This window comes from Streptomyces sp. NPDC019937, from assembly GCF_040631655.1.
Taxonomy (GTDB): domain Bacteria; phylum Actinomycetota; class Actinomycetes; order Streptomycetales; family Streptomycetaceae; genus Streptomyces.
In genome coordinates this window covers 184,975-202,755 of sequence record NZ_JBEYAL010000016.1, presented here as the reverse complement: position 1 = coordinate 202,755, position 17,781 = coordinate 184,975, and the positions used below count along the sequence as shown (strand labels likewise).

General features: G+C 68.0%; 16 protein-coding genes and 5 pseudogenes. 17 read left to right on the top strand and 4 right to left on the bottom strand.

Annotation, left to right across the window (positions count from 1 at the left end):
* The first annotated feature begins 308 nt into the window (after nucleotides 1–308).
* From ABZ562_RS18705 to ABZ562_RS18695, 3 genes are all read left to right on the top strand, one after another.
* Entirely contained in the window at nucleotides 309–725 is a 417-nt protein-coding gene (locus ABZ562_RS18705) for a nuclear transport factor 2 family protein (protein WP_361480378.1), read from the top strand.
* 73 nt (nucleotides 726–798) lie between these two features.
* Nucleotides 799–1,389 carry a flavodoxin family protein gene (locus ABZ562_RS18700; protein ID WP_361480375.1) on the top strand — a complete coding sequence of 197 codons (591 nt, stop codon included), beginning with the start codon at nucleotides 799–801 and terminating at the stop codon, nucleotides 1,387–1,389.
* A 483-nt stretch (nucleotides 1,390–1,872) separates the two neighbouring features.
* Entirely contained in the window at nucleotides 1,873–2,130 is a 258-nt protein-coding gene (locus ABZ562_RS18695) for a hypothetical protein (protein ID WP_361480372.1), read from the top strand.
* Between the two features lie 48 nt (nucleotides 2,131–2,178).
* On the opposite strand, the pseudogene ABZ562_RS18690 reads toward ABZ562_RS18695, so the two are convergent.
* Nucleotides 2,179–2,433: pseudogene (locus ABZ562_RS18690) on the bottom strand (P1 family peptidase); the annotation flags it as partial.
* 1 nt (nucleotide 2,434) lies between these two features.
* On the opposite strand from ABZ562_RS18690, the pseudogene ABZ562_RS18685 reads away from it, so the two are divergent.
* Nucleotides 2,435–2,725 (top strand): annotated as a pseudogene (locus ABZ562_RS18685) (TetR/AcrR family transcriptional regulator); the annotation flags it as partial.
* A 435-nt stretch (nucleotides 2,726–3,160) separates the two neighbouring features.
* Nucleotides 3,161–3,359 (top strand): annotated as a pseudogene (locus ABZ562_RS18680) (helix-turn-helix domain-containing protein); the annotation flags it as partial.
* Here ABZ562_RS18680 and ABZ562_RS18675 read toward each other — a convergent pair.
* Complete coding sequence (locus ABZ562_RS18675) at nucleotides 3,335–3,901, bottom strand: ATP-binding protein (protein WP_361480405.1); 567 nt, start codon at nucleotides 3,899–3,901, stop codon at nucleotides 3,335–3,337. The pseudogene ABZ562_RS18680 and the gene ABZ562_RS18675 overlap by 25 nt on opposite strands.
* 44 nt (nucleotides 3,902–3,945) lie before the next feature.
* Nucleotides 3,946–4,587 carry a hypothetical protein gene (locus ABZ562_RS18670; RefSeq protein WP_361480370.1) on the bottom strand — a complete coding sequence of 214 codons (642 nt, stop codon included), beginning with the start codon at nucleotides 4,585–4,587 and terminating at the stop codon, nucleotides 3,946–3,948.
* Nucleotides 4,588–4,747: 160 nt separating this feature from the next.
* Here ABZ562_RS18670 and ABZ562_RS18665 point away from each other — a divergent pair, with 160 nt between their 5' ends.
* The 12 genes and pseudogenes from ABZ562_RS18665 (at nucleotide 4,748) to ABZ562_RS18610 (ending at nucleotide 15,296) form a co-directional block, all read left to right on the top strand.
* Nucleotides 4,748–5,743 carry a Gfo/Idh/MocA family oxidoreductase gene (locus tag ABZ562_RS18665; protein ID WP_361480367.1) on the top strand — a complete coding sequence of 332 codons (996 nt, stop codon included), beginning with the start codon at nucleotides 4,748–4,750 and terminating at the stop codon, nucleotides 5,741–5,743.
* Nucleotides 5,736–6,734, top strand: coding sequence for a LacI family DNA-binding transcriptional regulator (locus tag ABZ562_RS18660; protein ID WP_361480364.1), 999 nt, complete (start codon nucleotides 5,736–5,738; stop codon nucleotides 6,732–6,734). Before ABZ562_RS18665 ends, ABZ562_RS18660 begins: the two co-directional genes overlap by 8 nt.
* Entirely contained in the window at nucleotides 6,731–7,270 is a 540-nt protein-coding gene (locus tag ABZ562_RS18655) for a VOC family protein (protein WP_361480361.1), read from the top strand. The genes ABZ562_RS18660 and ABZ562_RS18655 overlap by 4 nt, the downstream gene beginning before the upstream one ends.
* Nucleotides 7,270–8,181, top strand: a complete 912-nt coding sequence (locus tag ABZ562_RS18650; RefSeq protein ID WP_361480358.1) for a sugar phosphate isomerase/epimerase — start codon at nucleotides 7,270–7,272, stop codon at nucleotides 8,179–8,181. The genes ABZ562_RS18655 and ABZ562_RS18650 overlap by 1 nt, the downstream gene beginning before the upstream one ends.
* Complete coding sequence (locus tag ABZ562_RS18645; protein WP_361480355.1) at nucleotides 8,178–9,161, top strand: Gfo/Idh/MocA family oxidoreductase; 984 nt, start codon at nucleotides 8,178–8,180, stop codon at nucleotides 9,159–9,161. Before ABZ562_RS18650 ends, ABZ562_RS18645 begins: the two co-directional genes overlap by 4 nt.
* A gap of 252 nt (nucleotides 9,162–9,413) precedes the next feature.
* Entirely contained in the window at nucleotides 9,414–10,709 is a 1,296-nt protein-coding gene (locus tag ABZ562_RS18640) for an MFS transporter (protein ID WP_361480352.1), read from the top strand.
* A gap of 44 nt (nucleotides 10,710–10,753) precedes the next feature.
* A complete protein-coding gene (locus tag ABZ562_RS18635) occupies nucleotides 10,754–11,518 on the top strand; it encodes an SDR family oxidoreductase (protein WP_361480349.1) in 765 nt (254 codons plus the stop codon).
* 251 nt (nucleotides 11,519–11,769) lie between these two features.
* Complete coding sequence (locus ABZ562_RS18630; RefSeq protein ID WP_361480346.1) at nucleotides 11,770–12,582, top strand: sugar phosphate isomerase/epimerase family protein; 813 nt, start codon at nucleotides 11,770–11,772, stop codon at nucleotides 12,580–12,582.
* 76 nt (nucleotides 12,583–12,658) lie between these two features.
* On the top strand, nucleotides 12,659–13,450 hold the full coding sequence (locus tag ABZ562_RS18625; RefSeq protein WP_361480343.1) for an SDR family oxidoreductase: 792 nt from the start codon (nucleotides 12,659–12,661) through the stop codon (nucleotides 13,448–13,450).
* Between the two features lie 95 nt (nucleotides 13,451–13,545).
* Nucleotides 13,546–13,852 (top strand): annotated as a pseudogene (locus tag ABZ562_RS18620) (transposase family protein); the annotation flags it as partial.
* 95 nt (nucleotides 13,853–13,947) lie between these two features.
* Nucleotides 13,948–14,698 (top strand): annotated as a pseudogene (locus ABZ562_RS18615) (transposase family protein).
* A gap of 184 nt (nucleotides 14,699–14,882) precedes the next feature.
* On the top strand, nucleotides 14,883–15,296 hold the full coding sequence (locus ABZ562_RS18610) for a hypothetical protein (protein ID WP_361480340.1): 414 nt from the start codon (nucleotides 14,883–14,885) through the stop codon (nucleotides 15,294–15,296).
* A 273-nt stretch (nucleotides 15,297–15,569) separates the two neighbouring features.
* Here the strand turns inward: ABZ562_RS18610 and ABZ562_RS18605 are convergent, their stop codons facing one another.
* A complete protein-coding gene (locus tag ABZ562_RS18605; protein ID WP_361480337.1) occupies nucleotides 15,570–17,597 on the bottom strand; it encodes an ATP-dependent DNA helicase in 2,028 nt (675 codons plus the stop codon).
* Nucleotides 17,598–17,781 lie beyond the last annotated feature (184 nt).

Genomic DNA, 17,781 nt, shown 5'->3' with positions numbered 1-17,781 from the left:
TGATCCATGGCAGGTACTCCGGCAGCACCGAGACGCCCCTCGTGGTGGTCGACATCTTCCGCTTCGAGGAGGGCCTGGTGGTGGAGCACTGGGACATCCTGCAGGACGAAGTGCCCGCGAAGGACGCGGTGGCGGGCAACCACATGTTCACCAACCCGCAGGCCGACCGGGCCTGAGGCACCGGACCGACGAGGCGGGCGGCACACGCCGCGCGGGCCATGCCGGCCAGGGGCTCGACCGCACTTGCCGTTCCAGGGCTGAGGCCCGACCGACACCTGATGCAAACGAAGAGACAAAGGACAAGGACGATGACAACAGACCCCCAGACCTCGCGGACCGTGGCCGAGAAATTCGTGAAGCGCCTCGCAAAGCATGACCCCGACGGCCTCCAGGAACTGTTCGCCGAGGAGATCGACTGGCACGTCCCCGGCAGCGACGCGCTGCCCTGGACCGGGCGCCGTACCCGCCGGGAGGAGGTCGCGCCGTACTTCACCACGATGTGGTCGCACTTCACGGACGGCAGGAGCAAGGCCGCGCTGGAGCGCATCATCGTCGACGGCGGTGACGTGGTACTGCTGGCGGCCTTCACACACACCGTCGCGGCCAACGGCAAGGAGTTCACCACACCGACGGCCATGCACCTGACGGTCGAGGACGACCGGATCGTCCGCCTGCACCTGTACGAGGACACGTGGACCGTCGCCGAGGCGATCAACGCCGGCTGAGCAAAGAGTACTCACAGGCCCCGCGGCCCGGATCCCGCGCGGCCCGACATGCAAATCCAAAGGAGCAAGTAACGTGACCACCCCTGTCGTCTCCATCGCCTACCACTCCGGCTTCGGCCACACCTCCGTCCTCGCCGAGGCCGTCCGCGATGGCGTGACCACCGCCGGCGCCACCGCCCACCTGATCAACGTCGAGGAGATCTCCGAGGAGCAGTGGAACCTGCTCGACGCCTCGGACGCGATCATCTTCGGCTCGCCCACCTACATGGGCACCGCCTCCGCCGTCTTCCACGCCTTCGCCGAGGCCAGCTCCAAGCGCTGGTTCAACCAGGTGTGGAAGGACAAGATCGCCGCAGGTTTCACCAACGCCGGGGGCAAGAGCGGCGACAAGCTCAACACCCTGCAGTACTTCACCGTGCTCGCCGCGCAGCACCACATGCACTGGGTCGGCCTCGGCCTGATGCCCGGCTGGAACACCTCCACGGCGTCCGAGAACGACCTCAACCGCCTCGGCTTCTTTCTCGGCGCCGCCGCCCAGAGCAACATGGACCAGGGAGCCGAGGGCGTACACAAGGCCGACATCGCCACCGCCGCCGAGCTCGGCAAGCGCGTCGCCGAGGTCGCCCGCGTCTACGCCGCAGGCCGCACCGCCCTCGCCGCCTGAGCGACCGACGCCGGGGCGGATACGCGGCCCGGACGACGAGGTGGTGCTCGACGAAGCGCACCGGCAACTGCTCCGGACCGGGCAGCAGCACCGCAGACTCGCGATCAGCGGCGCGCAGCGACGCCCTCATGAGGCGGTCGCCAGCCATGGGGAACATCGGTACAGCGGTTATCGGTGAGATTGCTCTTGAAGTTGGAGGCACCCGGCGAGATGTGTTCGCCGGGGTCCTCCGCCTTCTGGTGGTCGGTCAGCGGCGGGGGCGCCAGCGGGTGAAGACCGGCCCCGGGGATCAACGGAACCGTGGCTGGCGCTGAAATTAAATCTTGAGCGATGGCGCCCTTCCGCACACCCCCGGCTCCGACTCGGCGCACTTGGGGCAATCGGCCAGGCACTCCCACTCGTCGAGGGTCTGCGGACCAAGCGCCCAGCGAACGGCGATGACGGCGAGAGCCAGCAGGGCGGCGACCGTGGTGTCTGGCGCCGATGGCGTTGTGGTCCTCGACGTGGATCGCGGCCGGGCTCATCGCGGTGGCGTGCGCATTCCGCCGCGACAACGACTGGCCCGGGTTCGCCGCCCTCACCGCGGTCACCATGCCGTGGACCGTGTCTTTCCTGGCCAGCTGGATCCCGCTGAACGACAACCCGCGCGGCTGGATCACCGCCATCGTGTTCGCCGCGTTCGCCGCGCTACCCGTCCTCCTCGTCCGCTGGGACGAACCGCCTGGGGGACGCTGTGAGTGACGCACTTCAGGCGACGGCCACCGTGGGCGCGGCGCTCATCACCGTCACGGCGACGGTCACCACGGTGGTCCCGTCGTTCAGCAGATGCACCGGCCGCACGGCGCGCGCGATGCCGTCGTGCGCCGTGCCGGCCTTCTGCGCCTGCGCCTTCGGCAGGTCCGCGTCGGTGGCGACCACGGCGAGCGTGGTGTCCAGCGGGGGCGGCGCGTTCTTCGCCGCGATCTCGGCCAGCCGCAGACGCGCGGCCCGGTGGACGTCCTGTGCCGGACAGCTCACCCGCCCCTGCGACAACTCCCCGTACACGCTGATCGACACCTATCTCTCCGTCGAGCACCGCGACAACGCGGCAAGCGGTTGCCCGATCGCCGCGCTCGCCACCGACATCGCCCGCACCCCCGACGATCAGGAGGCCCGCCGCGTCTATGCCGAGGGGGTGGCCGACTTCGCCGAGTTCCTCGGCGATGACGACCAGGACGGCCTCGCCCGCCTGAGCACCCTGTTCGGCGCGCTCGTCCTGGCCCGCGCCACCAAGGGCACCGAACTCTCCGAACGGATCCTGGCCGCCGCGCATGAGGCCCTGACAGAGACCGACTGACCAGCGGTGCCGCCGCCGAGGGTTGCCGGGGCCGCCTCAGTGGTGAAGTGCGGCAGCGGGACCGCGACCTGCCGTCGGATGTCGCGCGCGATCTCGTCGTCGGCGGCCGGTCGGGCGGCCTCGGTGAGGTGTGGCCCACGAAGGGCTGTTCGCCCTTCGCCGTGAACGATTTGCCGTCGATGGTGATCGCGCTGGGGCCAGGATGCGGCGGCCGCCGTGCATGATCTGCAGGAAGATGTGTCCGCCCTCGGCGTGCACCGCCTCGGTCGCCTCTTGCCAGCCGGCCGCCTACTCGTCGGTGGCGACGCCTGGCGCACCGACCCATCCCTGTGACCCGTGGTCGGGGTCGGTGCACTCGCTGATGATCAGTCCGGCGCTCGCCTGCTGCTGGTAGTACGCGGTCATCAGGTCGCCGGGAACGCCGGTGGAACCGATGTCGCCGCCTCCGTGCTCACCCGCCACTTCCGCGTCCTGCGCGAGGCCGGCCTCATCCGGCAGCACGACGTCGGCACCCGCCGCATCAACACAGCTGCGCAAGGAAGAGTTGGACCGGCGGTTCCCCGGACTGCTCGACCTCGTCCTCAGGGAGAGCGTCGGCCGCGTAGAGCCCTACGAGAACGTCGAGAGCTGCTGACTGCGCGCGAGCGCCACGACATCATCGAGGTCCGGTTCCCCGTCGTTGTTCACGACGATGTGCCGAGCGCCGGACCAGGCACAGTTCTGCGTCCCCAGTTGTCGCCAGAACGCGGGCCAGTCGGCCAGTTTGGCCCGGTCCCGTGGCAGGCCTCGTTGGGTCAGTCGGGTACGAACGGTCTCCTCGGAGGTCCGTACCTCGACCACGACGACGGGTGTCCCCGTGGGCCAGGAGGCGCGGTCGGCGGAGGTGGTCAAGAAGCCGGGGTCGGCGAGGTATGCCGCGAAGGGCGCGTCCAGGACGACGGGCAGGCCGAGCCGCAGGTTGTCCGCCGCCGTGGCGAACAGCGCTTTGTACTCGGTCGGCATCAACCGCTCGACGTAGGTCGGGTCGTCTTCGCGGCCTCCCGCGCGCCGGCCGACCAGTTCGAGCGCGACGTCCACGAGGTCGCCGGCCAGGGAGTCCTTGTCGAGGTAGACCGCCCGCAGCCGACGTGCGAGCTCCCGGGCGACATGGGACTTCCCCGAGCCCGCGGGGCCGATCGCGACGAAGGCCGGTGGTGTTCCGGACGCGGGGGGGCGCCGGGTCAGGCGCGGGCATCGGCCACCGCCTCCAGGAACGTCCGGGCCGCCGCGCGGACAGGGTGCGGCCCGGCGTCGTCGCGCTGCCCCGCCTTGGTGATGAAGCTTCCGACACCGACTGCCGCGACTCCGGCGTCGAACCACTCGGCCACGTTCTCCGGGGACACACCACCGGCCGGGACCAGAGGGATGTGCCCGAGCGGTTCGAGCACCGCACGGGCGTAGTCGCGGTTGAGGGCCGACGAGGGGAACAGCTTGACGAGGTCGGCGCCCGCCGTGGCGGCCTGGACGATCTCCGTGGGCGTCGCGGCACCGCAGATACTGACGGCCTGGTAGCGGCCGGCGGTCTCCAGCATGCCGAGGTCGACCTGGGGGCTGACCAGGAAGCGCGCTCCGGCCTGAATGCTCGCGTACGCCGATACCGCGTCGAGGACGCTGCCGGCGCCGATCTCAGTCTCGGGGTACTCCGCGCTCAGCCGGCGGATGACGTCCAGTGCGCCCGGCGTGGTGAGCGTGACCTCGACCGCGCGTATCCCTCCGGCGATGGCCTCGCGGGCCACTTCGTAGGAGGCCTCGGCGGTGGGGAGGCGCACGATCAGCACCGTCCCCGTGTCACTGATGGCATTCAAGGTGCGCAGCTTGCGCATGGGGTCACCTCAACGAAATCGGATGTCGGCGGGGGTGTTGACAGAGCTTAAGCAGCTCTGTTTCGGTATTGCAATCGATCGCAGCAATCGATTGCAATGGCTGGTCTCGAAGAGCACAATCAGTAGAAGTTGCGCTGTATCGACAGTTGGGAGACGCATCGTGAGACGTCCGCGAACGGCCGTGCTGGGCGCCCGGCACTGGCACGTACCCCTGCATGTCAGTGCCTGGGGGGACACTCACGATGTCGTGCTGGTCCAGGACGAGGAGCCCGACCAGGTCACCGGCATCGCCGGACGCCTCGACGCGGCCGTTTACGGGGAAGTCGGCGAAGCGCTGGACGCCGGCCCCCTGGACCTGGCCTACGTCTTCGTCCCGCACGACCGCATGGTGGAGACCTGTCTGGCCCTGGTCGAGCGCGGCATCCCGTTCGTGGTCGAGAAGCCGGGTGGCACGGGGCCCGAGGACGTGGAGCGGATTCGCGATGCGGCCGCAGCAGCCGGGGTGGCTGCGACAGTCCCCTTCGTCCAGCGCGGCGGCCCCGTGGACCACGCGCTGTCCCTGGCCGGTGCGCCGACGTATCAACGTACGAGCTTCGTTGCCGGCCCGCCGCAGCGCTATTACGCGGCAGGCAGCTCCTGGATGCTCGACCCCGCACGCTCCGGCGGGGGGTGTCTGGTGAACCTGGCGCCGCACTTCATCGACCTCTTCCTGCGGCGAAGCCGCGCCCGCCGTGTGGAACTCGTGGCCGCCAACATGTCCGCGAGCCTGCACAGCGAGGGCGTCGAGGATCACGCCACCCTCGTACTGGCGGGCGACGACGGCAGCGAGGCGATCATCGAGGTCGGCTATGCCTTCCCGTCGAGCCCCGCCAAGCGGTACTGCTCCTTCACCAGTGCGGGCAGCGAGGGATACGTCGATGTGGGCACCTCAGGCCATGTCTCGTTCACGCGCGCCCTGGACGGTGTCACCGAGTCGAGCACCATCGACGTGGACAGCGACCCGCTGTACGACGTGTTCGTCCGGCAGGTGGCCGACACTTGGGCGGACGGCTTCGCCGGGCTGCCGACGTTGGCCGACCTGGCCGACACGATGAGCCTCATCTGGGCCGCGTACGGGCGGTCCTCCTATGCGTCCTTGGAGGTCAGCCATGGCTGAGGTGAGCATCGACGACGTCGCGGCCCGGGCGGGTGTGCATCGCTCCACGGTTTCCCGCGCCTTCTCGCGGCCGGAAGCCGTGAATGCCAAGACCCGCAAACACGTCCTGGAGGTGGCGGAGAGCCTCGGCTACCGGGTGAACCCTCTGGCACAGGCCCTGCGCCGCCGTGCGAGCCGGCTGGTTCCGCTGATCGTCCCGGACATCACCAACCCCTTCTACGGTGAGCTGGCGAGGACCATGGCCGCGGCGGCCGCCGACCGCGGGTACCAGCTCGTGTTGTGCGTGACCGGCGGTGAAGTGGCCCAGACGAATGCCTATTTGACCTCCCTTCAGGAGATGTACGCGCCGTTCGGGATCGTCGCGCCGTCGACCACCGTGGACCTCGACGAGCTGCAGAACGTCGCCCTCGGCAGCAAGGTCGTCGTCATCGACCGCGTCGAGGAGGCACAGGTGCCGACCGTGACGGTGGACAGCGCCGAGGGCATCGCACTCGCCGTGGACCACCTGCACGGCCTGGGGCATCGGCGCATCGCCTACGTGTCCGGCATCTCCGGGGCGTACACGTCCAAGGACCGCCTGGCCGCCTACGAGGGGCTGGCCGCGGAGCTGGGCATGCCGGCAACGGTCCTGGACGGCGGAACCGGGCCGGATGTGGGGGAGCGGGCCGCCCAGCGTCTGGTGGACATGGCACGCGAGGAGCGCCCGACCGCGGTCATCGCGGCCAATGACATGGTCGCCTTCGCCCTCATCTCCGCTCTTGGTGTGCGTGGTGTGTCCGTCCCGGACGAGGTGTCGGTGATGGGTTTCGACGGCCTGGAATTCGGCGCCCGGTACAACCCGCGACTGACCACCGTCCGCCAGCCCATCGCCGACATGGGAGTGATCGCCATCGACCTCGCCGAGAAACTCCTCAAGGACGGGGAGACGGCACATGTCGTCCTCGCCCCCGATCTACTGGTTCGTGAGTCGACCGCGGAGGTGCCCCGATGAGTTTGCCCGCAGGATTCCAGCACGTGGACCATGTCGCGTTCACGGTGCCCGACCTCGGCGAAGCGGTCACCTTCTTCACAGATGCCTTCGGCGCCGAGGAGCTCTACCGCTCGACGCGAGGGCCCGACGCCGACTTCATGCCCGCGCACTTCGAGGTCCCGGCCGATGCCCATCTGGAACTCGCCATGCTGCGCATGCCGCCGAACCTCAACGTCGAGCTGTTCCAGTGGTGGAGCACCGACCAGCGGAGCGAGTACCCGCGCCACTCGGACGCGGGTGGCCACCACTTGTGCTTCACCGTGGCGGACGTCGACACCGCCGTCGAACACCTCCGCTCGCACGGTGCCCGCTTGCTGGGCCACACCAAGGAGGTCGGCCCCGACAGCCCGCGCGTCGCGGGCAACCGGTGGACCTATCTCCGGGCGCCCTGGGGCCTGTTGATCGAGCTCGTCGACCGCTCCCGCGTCCACAGCCCGCCACCCCTGGTCGGCCCCGACGACTGGACCGACCCCTCCCGAACCGGAGAGAACCTGTAATGCGCATCATTGGCCACACCCTCGGCACACCGGAACAGACCCTCCCGGAGGCGCTGCAACTCTTCGCCTCCGCCGGTTTGGAGGGAGCCGAGGTCATCTACCAGAACGACTACCGCAGCGGACTGCCCATCGGGGACGATGCCGCCGCGGCGGAGGCGGCCCGCGTGGCGGACGATCTCGGCGTACCGGTGATGGGGCTCGCTCCGTACACCACCGGCATCAACCACGAGGACCCGGCACAGCGTCGCGCCGCGCTCGACGAACTGCGGTCGGCCATCGACTGCGCCCATCGCGTGGGCGCCACCCGGATCCGGGTGTACGCGGGTTCCTGGGGCGCGGACCGAACCGACCACGCCGCACACTGGGAGCGCCTACGCTCGGCACTGACGGAGCTTGTACCGCTCGCCGCCGACGCCGGAGCGCTCCTGTGCGTGGAGAACCACTTCGGCACCATGACGCAGTCGGCCAAGGACACGGCCCGGCTGATACGTGAGGTGGACTCGCCCGCGGTGCGCGTCCTGTACGACCAGGCGAATCTCACCTTCACCCACGACGAGGCATGGCCGGAGGCGCTGCGGGAGCAGGGCGACCTGATCGGGCACGTCCACGTGAAGGACCTCGTCTTCACGGACCCGAACGCCCCCTTCGTGGCCTCCGAGACGGCCCGTGTGAAGGCGGACGAGCGGGCGGTACGCTCCCGCGTCGTCGGCGAGGGCGTCGTGCCCTGGGCGGAAATCCTGCGGGCGGTCAAGCAGCACGGCTACGACGACGTCCTCAGCCTCGAGTACGAGTACCGGTGGCACCCGCAGGACCTCCCGGCTCCGGAGGAGGGCTTCGCCCGGTCCGCCCGCACGCTCCGCGCTCTCCTCGACCAGGCCGCTGGTCTCACGCCCGCGGAGGTGTCCCGATGAGCACGACCCCGCTGCGTGTCGGCGTGGTCGGCGCTGGGAACATCGCGCACATCGCGCAGCTGCCCACCCTGGTGGCACGGGACGACGTCGAGCTCGACGTGCTGGTGTCCCGGCGCGAGGACCCCTCCGAACTGGTCCGGCGGTGGGGGTTTTCCACCGCGGTCCGGACCGTCGAGCAGGCCCTGGGACGTGACCTGGACGCCCTGTTCGTGCTGACCCCGAGGTCGGAGCATGTCGCCGGCGTGCGCAGCGCGCTGGAGGCGGACGTGGACGTCTTCTGCGAAAAGCCCCTCGCGACCGCGACCAGCGACGCGGAGCGGCTCGCCGACCTCGCCGACGAGCACGAGCGCGTCCTGATGGTCGGCTTCAACCGCCGCTTCGCGCCGTCCTACGTCGCCGCCCGCGAGGAGTTCGGGGACGCCGGCGCCGCGTTCTGCGTCGCGCAGAAGAACCGCCGCGGCAGTGAGTACCGCGCGACCTTCGAGAACGCCATCCACATGGTGGACCTGTTGCGCTGGTTCTGCCCGGGTGAGCCGGTCGATGTCTCCGCCCACGCCGCCGGTGACGACCCGTGGCAGGAGGACGGCGTCTCCGCCCTGATCCGCTTCGCCGGTGGCGGCACTGGCGTCCTGACGGCGGCACGGACCGCCGGTGCGTGGGCGGAAAAGCTGGATGCCTACGGCGCGGAGCGCTCGGCCGAGGTGGTGGCTCCGGACACGGTGACCCTCACCCGGGAGGGTGTGAGCACCGTGCGCTCGATGAGCCCCGAGGCCTTCGGCTGGGCCACAGCCACGAACACCTTCGGCTTCGCCGCCGCCGTCCACCACTTCCTCGACCGCGCACGAGACCGTGGCACGCCGCTCACGTCGGGGCGGGAAGCCGCCCGCACGCAGGCGCTCCTCGACGACATCCTGCAGGCCGCCGGTCTCCCCGTGAAGGAGCAGGAGGGCCGCACCTGGGCCAGCCACGCAACGCGCTGATTCCCCCGCGAGCCTCGAACGGCACCGCACCGAGGCAGGTGTCGACGACATCCACGCTCGAAGAAGACTTCCGGAACCGCCGACACTTTCGGCCCAACAACCTGGACCGCGGCGCTCTCACCCGCCGCTTGTTCGCACAGCCCCATCCCTCACTGCACTGAGGAGCGCTCAATGGCGAACGCACCAAGAATAACCTCACCGAACTCCCCCTCCAACTCGGCCGAAGGAGAAGCCCCGCCCCGCAGAAGGCGGTTGAACATCCTGGCCGGCACCGTCGGCCACTTCATCGAGTGGTACGACTGGTACGTCTACGGCCTCCTGGCCGCCGTCTTCTCAAGCCAGATCTTTCCCGGCAGCAGCCCGGCGATGTCGCTGATCAGCGCCCTGCTGACCTACGCCATCGGATTCGTGGTCCGGCCGCTGAGCGGCGTCATCATCTCCCCGCTGGCCGACCGCTACGGCCGTCGCGTCGTGATGGCCGTAGCGATCGGCGGCATGACCGTGGGCAGCCTGATCCTCGCGCTCACCCCGCCGTTCTCCGCGATCGGCTACGCGGCGCCGCTGCTGTTCCTGCTCGCCCGCGTACTGCAGGGCATCTCGGCCGGCAGCGAGTCGCAGAGCGCCATCGCCTACATGGTGGAGAACGGCTCGACCGACCGGCGCGGCCTGTTCGGCTCGCTGTCGAACGCGGCCAGCGGCCTGGCCACGCTGGCCGCCACCGGCATGGGGGCGATCGTCACCTCGACTCTGAGCACCCACGACCTGGAGACGTGGGGATGGCGCATCCCGTTCGCCATCGGCGGCCTCCTCGGCATCGTCGGGCTGTTGTTGCGCTCGCGCGCCGACGAATCCCCGGAGTTCGAGGCCGCTGTCGAGGACTCCGCCGCCGACAAGAAGCCCGAGACCCTGCGTCTGCGGGAACTGCTGCGCAGGCACCCCAGGGCCCTGCTGCAGACCGCGGCTCTGTCGGCCCCGGCTGTCGCCTACTACACCTGGGCCACGTTCCTGCCCACCTACGCACACCTGACCACCGGACGTGACCTGGACTCCGCCCTGGCGGGGAACGCCATCGGGCTGGGCCTGCTGGTGATCATTGTGCCGCTGTGCGGAGCCCTGTCCGACCGCATCGGCCGCCGCAAGCCCTTCCCCATCATCGGGGCCGCGGGCATGGTGGTGCTCTTCTACCCGCTGCTGTTGCTCTTGCAGCAGCCGGGATTCGGCGTATACGTGACGGTGACCGTCAGCGGCTGGGTGGTCCTGGCCATCTGGCAGGGCGTCTACCCGACGATCCAGGCCGAACTGTTCCCCGCCGCCGTCCGCGTGTCCGGCATCGGTGTGGCCCACCAGATCGTCATCGCGACCCTCGGTGGGACGGCCCCGCTCATCGCCAGCTCATTCGTCGAGGCGGGCCACCCCATGGGCGTGGCGGTGTACATGACGGCCATCGTCCTGATCTGCCTCATCGTCTACCTGACGCTGCCGGAGACGGGCCGCGCGGGCACGCACACCACTGACACCACGCCCCCTGCGGAATCTGAAGCCGAGTAATGGTCAGCATCCACGAAAACCACGGCATCTACGGAGGACGCCCCATGACCGCCCCGTCCCAGATCGCGCTTGTCACCGGTTCCAGCGGAGGAATTGGAGCCGCTACCGCCGAACGGCTGCACGCAGCTGGCGCGACGGTCATCGGCTGCGACCGCACAGCACCGGACAACCTCCCGAAGTGGCTCACGGCCTTCCGCGAACTCGACGTCACCGACGAGCAGGCGATCCGCGACACCGTGACCGGGATCCGGGCGGAGTACGGGGCGATCGACGTCCTGGTGCACGCCGCCGGAGTCCTCGGCAACGAGCCGGACCTCCTCACCACCCCGAGCTCCGAGTTCGCCCGGGTGATGGCGATCAACGCCACGGGTGCCTTCTCCGTACTGCGCGAAGTCGGCCTCGTGATGAAGGCCCAGGGCTCCGGCTCCATGGTCGCGGTGGCCTCGGTCGCCGCGAAGGAAGCCCGTCGTGCGTACGTGCCGTACAACGCCAGCAAGGCGGCCGTGTTGAACATCTGCTGGTCGCTGGCTCTGGAACTCGGCCCGGACAACGTGTCGGTCAACTGTGTGTGCCCCGGCCCGGTCAACACCGCCATGTGGGCGCAGCTCGCCGACCGTGCCGGCGGCGGCGACCCCGAGGGGGACCGGCGCGCCCGCGAGGCGCGGGCCGCGCAGATCCCGATGGGCCGATTCGCCGAGCCGGAGGAGGTGGCGGCGACCATCGCCTTCCTCACCGACCCGGCCAACCGTTACCTGACCGGTCTGAGTCTGGATGTCGCCGGCGGCGCCCGGTTGGGGATGGGCAGTTGATGGAGCGACTCCACCCTGAGCACGGAGTCGTCATGAACTGTCCGATGCGGAATGGGAGTTCATCCGGCCGATGCTGCCCGGCTCGAGCAGTGGGAACGTGTGCTCAGCGAAGCCTGTACTCGCTCGCGGCGGAGTGTGAAGAGCTCACTGCTGCCCGTTCAGCCCCTGAACAGTACAAGGAATCCCGGTCGTAGCCGCCCCTGCTCCCGAGCGCACGATGAGGACACCTCAAAGATTGAAGGGAAAGCCCAATGATCATCAACACGTTTTCATATCTTTGGTCGGCAACGGCGACCGATGCGATATCCGAGTTGGTCCAGAATGGGTACAACACCTTCGAGGTTCCCATCAGCTCTCCACACTGCTGGCCGGAAGAGATCTCCAGCTCCGAGCGTTCGGCAATGCTGGCGACGCTCAACGAGAACGGTGCCAAGATCCGCTCCCTGAATGCCGGCGGATACGACATCAATCTGGCCAGCCCTGGCGCCAGCATGCGCCGAAAGAGCATCGAGCACATCACGTCGGTGATCGACCTTGCAGTAGCTTGGGATGTCCCGGAAGTTGTGATTTCACCCGGCACGCGGCGTCCTATGATCTCCCCCTCGCTCGAGAAGGTCCACGGGTGGATGCACGAAAGCCTGGAAGAGCTGATTCCGCTAGCCAAGCGGGCGGGAAAACGACTCCTCTTCGAGAACACCCCCTACTGCTTTGCACCGACGATTGGGGAACTGGCAGATATCGTCGGCACGGTCAATGATGATGCACTAAAAATCGTGTACGACGTCGCGAACGCTGCTTACATCCGGGAGGATCCCGTATCGAGCCTGCGCTTGCACCACGGATCGGTTGCACTCATACATATATCCGACACGGGGACGGAAACGTGGGGCCACGACCCCATCGGCACTGGGGTGATCGATTGGAACGAGCTGGGTAAAGTAGTCCAAGAAACACTCGGGGTCGACAACGTCGTGCTCGAAGTCATCCGCGAAGAGAACACCCTTGAAGAATTCGCGAAGGCGATGCGTGACCTCAGTGAAGAGGGTTGGAATCTCGGAGACTGATTTCGACGCTCGGGGTTCAGAGTGACTCCGGGGGTCGCTGAGTAGGCCCGCTGGGAATATACAAGGAGAGTGTGCAATGAGAGTTCTGGTCAGTGGCGGAAGCAGTGGCATCGGCGCGTCTGCAAGTGTGAGGATTGCAGAGGCAGCCCTTGCCCGTGGCGAACAGCCGATGATCGCGGTATCCGGCCTCACTGCGAACACGCGACAAGACGAGGTCGTCCGATCGATCCAGTCGATGGGCGGCAAAGCCATTGCATTGACAGGAGACCTGGGTGATCCCGACATACCCGGTCACCTGGTAACCGCTGTGGTGGACGAGTTTGGCGGCTTGGATGCACTGGTGGCAAATGCCGGAATCGCCAGCCCTGGCGCACTCAAGGATCTCTCCCTCGAGGACTGGGACGGCATGTTCTCCGTCAACCTCCGCGGGGCGTGGCTGCTTGCCAAAGCAAGTTACCCGCACCTGAAGGGTAGTCGCGGGTCCGCCTGTTTCACCTCTTCGATGTCCGGCCAGCTCCCACATGCCGAATCGGGTGCTTACAGTCCGACCAAGGCTGCACTCACGATGTTGGCTCAGACGCTCGCACTGGAATGGGCGCCTGACGGAATCCGTGTGAACGTGGTATCCCCGGGCATGACTCGCACACAGATGACTGAACAAATGTACCTCGATTCCGAAGTCAAGAAAACGCGGGAAAAAATCATCCCGTTGTCGAAAATTGGCGACCCGATGGATATTGCGAACGTGATCGAGTTTCTTGTCAGCCCGTTGGCAGGATATGTCACCGGCCAAGATGTCTGCGTCGATGGGGGTTTCTCCAAGTCCATTCTCAGCCATATTCCCGGTCGGCCCAGCTCCAAGTCCTGACGGGAACTGTTCAACCGGCTTGACTGTCACACAGCGGCGCCTCCTAAAGGGTGTGGCACAAGGCTGTGAATTGGGCATCTCCGGTGTAGGCCAGGGTGTTGAGGGCTGAACGCGTGTGGGTGGAAACACCCACGGGGCTGCGGTTGGAGCAGTTCGGGCAGCTGTTGAAGGCGGTGCGGGAAGCGAGGCGGCAACGGCACGCACTGGGGTCGGCCGTGGTTTCTGCCGCTGGCCGAGCGGGTCCTCATCGTGGTCGTGTATTACCGCACGGACCTGACCATGCGGCAGCTCGGGCCGCTCTTCGGTGTCTAGTCCTTGACGGTGTGCCGGGTGATCCAGAGGCTGAGCCCGCTGCTCGCGCTCGAGCCATTGAGCCTTTTCAGCGTGGCCAATGATCGGGTGACGGGGCCGGAGTGTGGGCGGATGCGCAACGGGCAGGGCTCCCGTGCCGTTGAGGGAGGTGTTCGACGTCGCAACTCAGCAGCACAGGAGTCCTGTTGGTTCCGTATCCTGCCGCACTCGACCTGCCCCACGCCCTGGTCGAGTGGGCCACGATGCTCATCGTCACCCGTGAGGGTGACCGACGGTGCAAACTCCCGCCGCACCGCCATGCGCTGGTCGCACTCGTGTACCTGCGCCGCCACGACACCCTCGCCCATATCGCCGTTGGCCTTCGGAATATCCGTCGGCACCGCCCACGCCTACGTCACCGCGGTCACCGGTCTGCTCGCCGAGCAGGCGCTGGGCCTGCTGAAGACGCTGCCCGAGCACGACCCGGACTTCGTCCTCCTGGACGGCACGCTCGCGGAGTGCGAACGCGTCGGCGACGGCAGAGCCGACTACTCAGCGAAGAACAAGCGGCACAGAGTGAACGTGCAGGTCGTCACGGACCCGACCGGCCAGGTTCTGTGGCTGTCGCCGGCACTGCCGGGCCGGACCCACGACCTCACGGCAGCCCGCACCCACAAGATCCTCCGGATCTGCACACGCCAGGGCGTCCCGATCCTCGCCGACATGGCCTACATCGGTGCGGGCGACTGGATCACCACCGCCAAGCGCCGCCCGCCAGGCGGCGAACTCACCCCCACCGAGCGAACCAGGAACCGGGCCCTGTCTGCAGCCCGGGCACCGTTCGAACGCGGCATGGCACGGTTCAAGTCCTGGCAGGTCTTCCGCAGATCCCGGATCAGTCCAAACCGCATGAGCGTCATCACCAAAGCCGTACTCGCCCTGGAGAGGCAACGCTGAAAAGGCTCATTGTCCGAACCGACTGGCAAGCAATCGCGCTCCGCGAACGGGCCCAGCACTTGGAGATTGAAGCCGACCACGTTCCTGGTCTGCTGGCAGACCGCGGTCTCGTGGCAGCCCAGCAGTTCCGTGACCAAGCTGACGAACATGACCGCACCCGCTTCACTATTGAGGACATCACGGCATGAGCCCGGCACCCGACGAACGCGACCGCATTCGCGTCTCCATGGACCGCATCCTCGACGGCACTCCTGAACGCTCCAACGGAGCGCTCACCATCGTCGCCCTCGCTATCGAGGCCGAGGTTCCCCGCAACGCCCTGACCCAGCGGCACACCGATCTCAAGAACAAGTTCTACGACCGAGTCAGGGCCCGGGGCGGAACTCCGGATGTCGAAATCCGGCTCCGTAGAAAGATCTCCGACCTCAAGACCACCATCGCTAACAAGAACAAGGAGATCGTCCGGCTTCGCGACGATGTCCAGGGATTCCTGGCGGAGAACACGCGACTGACCCTGGAGAACGAGGAGTTGCGGGACGTACTCAGCGGGCGCCCGAGCAACGTCACTCCGCTGCGGGCGGGACCAGGTAGCCGGTGAGCGGTAACGCGAGATACTATCCCGCGCTGCGAATCCACTACAGCCTGGTGGTCGCCTACCCGTCCGAGGCGAACCCCTCGGACGGGTAGAGCAGGTCGCGGACTCCGTCGGTCTCAGTCTGCAGGGACCCGGTCGCCGACCCCCTCGTTGGACGACACACGCCGGAAGGCGGGATATCAGGCTGAGCAGGGAGGCCAGGGCTACACCAGTGCGTACGTTGACGGCGCGTCGGGGCACTTGTGCGCCCGCGGCGACCACGCAGGCGCCGCGTCCTCATGCGGGCTGGGTGGCGATGGTGCACAGGCGCTTGGTGGCCCGGGTCAGGGCCACGTACAGGTCCCTCTCCCCGCCGGGGCGGGCCGTGACGATCTCCTCGGGGTTCAGGACGACGACCCCGTCGAACTCGAGGCCACGTGCTTCGGACGCGGGCACGATGCGTGCGTGGTCGGCGATGCCGTTAGCCGTCAACTCGCTCACCCGGGTGTCCGCGCAGATCACTCCCAGGAGTTCGTCCGGCTGCGCGGTGCTCTGGGCGCGCAGTTCCTCCACGATGGCGGTGACCAACCCGTCCCCATGTGTGGTCACGGTGCGCGGGCTCTCACCGCTGCGCAGTGACCGTGTGGGCCGCTGGTCCGGAGCGATCCGCGCGAGCAGGTCCCGGACGCTCTCCAGGATCTCCTGCGTGGTGCGGTAACTGACCGTCAGGTCGTGCAGTCTGAACCGCGTCCCGACATGCGGGCTTAGGGCTTCCTTCCAGTCGCGTGCCGTCGTGGCCGGGCCCGACTGGGCGAAGTCACCCACCAGCGTCATCGCCCTCGCCGGGCAGCGGCGGACGATCATCCGCCACTGCATAGCGGTCAGTTCCTGCGCCTCGTCGACGACGACGTGCCCGTACGTCCGCTCGGGCGGGCCGCCGACCAGGCTCGCCGCCTCGTCCAGCAACGGCACGTCCGCATCGGTCCACGGGGCGTCCGGGGCACGCAGGAGAAGGGACCGCTCCCGCGGGGTCAGGTTCGGCAGGCGCTCGGCCAGGGCGTCGGCATCCGTCAGCAGTGTCTTCACGAGGTCGCCGGGTACCAGCCTCGGCCACAGCGCCTCGACCGCCCGGTCGACACCGGCGTCGTCGAGGAGATCGGCCCCGATGGCGTCCAGGTCCAGCTCGTGGACCGGACCCGGGTCGGCGGCGCCCTCGGCACGGTGCTGGGCGACCCCCGTGAACCGGTCGAGGTTCAGGCCCGTCATCTGCTCGGCATCGGCGTCGATCTGCTCCAGGAGGTCGCCCATGTTCCGTTGCATCGCGTCGGTGACGGCGTCTACCAGGAGTTCCTTGAACACCTGTCGCGCGGGGTTGTGGCCGGATGCGGCCGCCAGGGCGGCGGCGCGTGCAGTGGCGACCTCCTTCTCGGACAGGTGGACCAGTTCCTGCCCGACCCGGACGGTGAAGTCACCGGCGGGGGCCTGGTGGTCTCGCAGTAGGCCGGCCAGGGCGTCGACGAGGTCCAGGCCGCCCTTGAGGCGCGCCGTGTCGAACGGGTCCACCGCGTCCGGGGACACTCCGGCGAGTTCCTGACAGGTCGCCAGATCGACGTCGTTCTCCCCGAGCGAGGGAAGGACCTGGGAGATGTAGTCAAGGAAACGGGCGTTGGGGCCCACCACGAGGACGCCTTCCTCCGCGGCGCGCGGGAACGCGTACAGGACGTACGCCGCCCGGTGCAGGGCGACCACCGTTTTGCCGGTGCCGGGCCCGCCCTGTACCACGGTCACCCCGCGGTGGGCGGAGCGGACGATCTCGTCCTGCTCGGCCTGCAGCGTCGCGACGGCCGCGTGCATCCTGCCCGTACGCCGTGTCGACAGAGCCTCGGTCAACGGGCCGTCCCCCACGACGTCTTCGTCGGTCGGGACGGTCCCGTCGAGCAGTTCGTCGCTCACCGAGATGACCGTGCGCTCCTCGAGGCGCAGGTGCCGACGCCGCCGCAGACCCATCGGGTGGACCGGTGTGGCCTCGTAGAAGGGCCGCGCCGCGTTCGCGCGCCAGTCCACGAGCAGCGGCAGTTCGTCCTCCTCCGTGTGCAGTCCGATCCGCCCGATGCGCAGGGCCGTGCCGTCCGTCCAGTCGATGCGCCCGAAGACCAGCCCCTTCTCGGCGCCTTCCAACCGGCCGATCTCCTTGGTCAGACGGTCGGCGGCGACCTCTCTCTCGTACGCCTCGCTGGCGCCGTCCGCCGGGGCCTTCAACACACTCGCCCGGTTCGATCGCGCCTCGGAAAGCCGCTCGGTGAGCAGCTCATACAACGAGGACACGTAACCTTGCTCCGATTCAACCGCACGCACGGCCAAATCATTTATGTTTGACAACAAGGGACTCCTTCGATTCGAGCCGCACCATACGGCTAAAGTTCCCTAAAGGTAAGTCTTGACTTACTTGTTGCGTCTATGTCCTTACTGCTGACCGCACTTCGTGTCATGCATTCCGTCGTTTCCCTTG

What these genes read in the sequence shown, in the direction of transcription:
- ABZ562_RS18705 (WP_361480378.1), top strand. Translation starts at nt 309, where the DNA reads ATGACAACAGACCCCCAGACCTCGCGGACCGTGGCCGAGAAATTCGTG.
- ABZ562_RS18695 (WP_361480372.1), top strand. Translation starts at nt 1,873, where the DNA reads ATGGCGTTGTGGTCCTCGACGTGGATCGCGGCCGGGCTCATCGCGGTG.
- ABZ562_RS18670 (WP_361480370.1), bottom strand. Translation starts at nt 4,587, where the DNA reads ATGCGCAAGCTGCGCACCTTGAATGCCATCAGTGACACGGGGACGGTG.
- ABZ562_RS18660 (WP_361480364.1), top strand. Translation starts at nt 5,736, where the DNA reads ATGGCTGAGGTGAGCATCGACGACGTCGCGGCCCGGGCGGGTGTGCAT.
- ABZ562_RS18655 (WP_361480361.1), top strand. Translation starts at nt 6,731, where the DNA reads ATGAGTTTGCCCGCAGGATTCCAGCACGTGGACCATGTCGCGTTCACG.
- ABZ562_RS18650 (WP_361480358.1), top strand. Translation starts at nt 7,270, where the DNA reads ATGCGCATCATTGGCCACACCCTCGGCACACCGGAACAGACCCTCCCG.
- ABZ562_RS18645 (WP_361480355.1), top strand. Translation starts at nt 8,178, where the DNA reads ATGAGCACGACCCCGCTGCGTGTCGGCGTGGTCGGCGCTGGGAACATC.
- ABZ562_RS18635 (WP_361480349.1), top strand. Translation starts at nt 10,754, where the DNA reads ATGACCGCCCCGTCCCAGATCGCGCTTGTCACCGGTTCCAGCGGAGGA.
- ABZ562_RS18630 (WP_361480346.1), top strand. Translation starts at nt 11,770, where the DNA reads ATGATCATCAACACGTTTTCATATCTTTGGTCGGCAACGGCGACCGAT.
- ABZ562_RS18625 (WP_361480343.1), top strand. Translation starts at nt 12,659, where the DNA reads ATGAGAGTTCTGGTCAGTGGCGGAAGCAGTGGCATCGGCGCGTCTGCA.
- ABZ562_RS18610 (WP_361480340.1), top strand. Translation starts at nt 14,883, where the DNA reads ATGAGCCCGGCACCCGACGAACGCGACCGCATTCGCGTCTCCATGGAC.